The organism is Vibrio minamisatsumaniensis (genome assembly GCF_050337445.1).
Classification (GTDB): Bacteria; Pseudomonadota; Gammaproteobacteria; order Enterobacterales; family Vibrionaceae; genus Vibrio; species Vibrio artabrorum.
On sequence record NZ_JAKJSY010000162.1, the window covers coordinates 1 to 1,829 of the forward strand.

A 1,829-nucleotide genomic window follows, 5' to 3' on the forward strand; every position below is an offset into this window, starting at 1 on the left:
AATGCGGCGGACACACTAGATGTCATCTAACGAATAAGGCACCGCAGTCGCGCAAGTCATCAGGGCCACGACGTATGCGAATCGTCGATAAGTAGGCCGAATGTAGAGCGGCAGTCCAAAACCCATCAACATAAGTTTAGCGGATGTTTGACAACCGGGGGAATCCATGTAGCCCTGTTAAGGTGTGAGCAACGCAATACTAAAGCTCCTGCATACCACCTTAAACACAAAACGCAACGCATAGCAAAAATGCCTAGCGTTGTGAATCTCTCTTAAATGCTTTGTTAGCCCTTTATGTGTCTTTTTTTATTTTCAGTATTGACAGCATAGACTTAAAGGAGTTTAATTACTGCATGAAAAACAAACGAGGTGGTGCTATGTCTTTTTCATTAGATAGTTTAGTACAGATGGCAGAAGAGAAAAGAAAAGAGTTGGAAGAGCTTGAGGCTGCCATAAGGGTAATGAAACGCTTAAACAACGCCCCTACTATTGAAGAAAGTAGTATAGATAACCCTATAAATGAAACAGGTCTTATAGACATAACCGATCTTGAAGAGCTAAGTAGTGAAGGACCAAAGAAACGCTCCCTAAAAGATGATATAAGAGATTTAGTAGAACGTTTTGGAGATCAAGAGTTTACAGTGAGCCACGTTGAATCTGCTCTTAAAAAGTTAGGTAAAGCATCTGATGCCAAAAACTTTAAGAATAGACTATCAATGCTAGTTCGTACGCTTTTTGAGGATGGTGTAATCGAACGAACATTCGAAGGTTCAGGTAAAACACCACATAAATACCGTTACGTTACGAATAAATAATACTTCATTACCTTGGAGAACACTTTGAAGAAATATCACATTCAAGCACGACAGCAATGGGAGACGTTTCATTATAATGATGAACAGCACTCTCTCAAGCACTTGAGTGCGCATGAAGTGTCTTTTAAAGGTAACAAAGATACATACAAATTTGTCGTAACATACGGATTACATTGTTTTGCGAAAGATGGTCAAGAACATAGCATTGATCTTAGTTACACAGACGGCTTCGAGATTAGGAATGTAAACTTGGAGCGTTATGAGGCGTCAAAACACCTAAGAATGTGTATAGAAAATCTAGACAAGCAGAAGTTAATTTATGAAACAACTCAAGAGAAATACTTTACGTTTGACTCGATAACTAGTTTTCGTGGTTACCCAGAAAGTTATAAAGTATGCTTGTGCATTTTTAAAGAAAATCGGTTATTGAGAATACATGTGACTAGTGCGTTTTTTGACCGAGAAAATAAACCGATTACTAACAAACACTTTAGTATCTTCAAACTAGCTATGGACACGAAGAAAGCGAAAAAGAAGAGTGGAATTCCAAAAGAAGCTACCAGAAAGTAGCGACCCCACGTCGAAGCGTGGGGTCTCAGCCGCTAAAGCGGGGCAGGACGTTATTACTTAGTCATGGACTAACCATTTCTGGCAACGGGGTGCGACCTGAAGTCCCTGTAATCACCCTATGAACACAATCTAGCTCTATATCTGTAAAAAGTCAATCAGAGAATTTTAGCACCGTTAAGCTCATAACCTTTGAAAGGGCTAACGAATGACATGGATTCCCCCCTTCCGAGGATCTGCCACACTTATGTGGTACTTAATTGCACCGGAGGCACCATGTCTGATTTTTCTTATTTCTGCGGTATCGACCTAGCTAAAAACCACTTCAGTCTTCATGCCGTAGACAAAAATGGTAAGGTCATACTTCATAAGTCGGTAACTCGCTCTAAACTACTGACTACAATAGCAAATATGCCACTCATGCGTATAGGCGTTGAAGCGTGTGGT

At 40.2% G+C, this 1,829-nt stretch carries 2 protein-coding genes and 1 pseudogene; all 3 read left to right on the forward strand.

Annotated elements, in window-relative coordinates:
• Window positions 1-353: 353 nt before the first annotated feature.
• The gene (locus L4B77_RS19850) at window positions 354-815 is read left to right on the forward strand and encodes a hypothetical protein (protein ID WP_429752579.1); all 462 of its coding nucleotides are present in this window, start codon (window positions 354-356) and stop codon (window positions 813-815) included.
• A gap of 24 nt (window positions 816-839) precedes the next feature.
• Window positions 840-1,385 carry a hypothetical protein gene (locus L4B77_RS19855; RefSeq protein WP_429752581.1) on the forward strand — a complete coding sequence of 182 codons (546 nt, stop codon included), beginning with the start codon at window positions 840-842 and terminating at the stop codon, window positions 1,383-1,385.
• Between the two features lie 273 nt (window positions 1,386-1,658).
• Window positions 1,659-1,829, forward strand: a pseudogene (locus L4B77_RS19860) (IS110 family transposase); the annotation flags it as partial.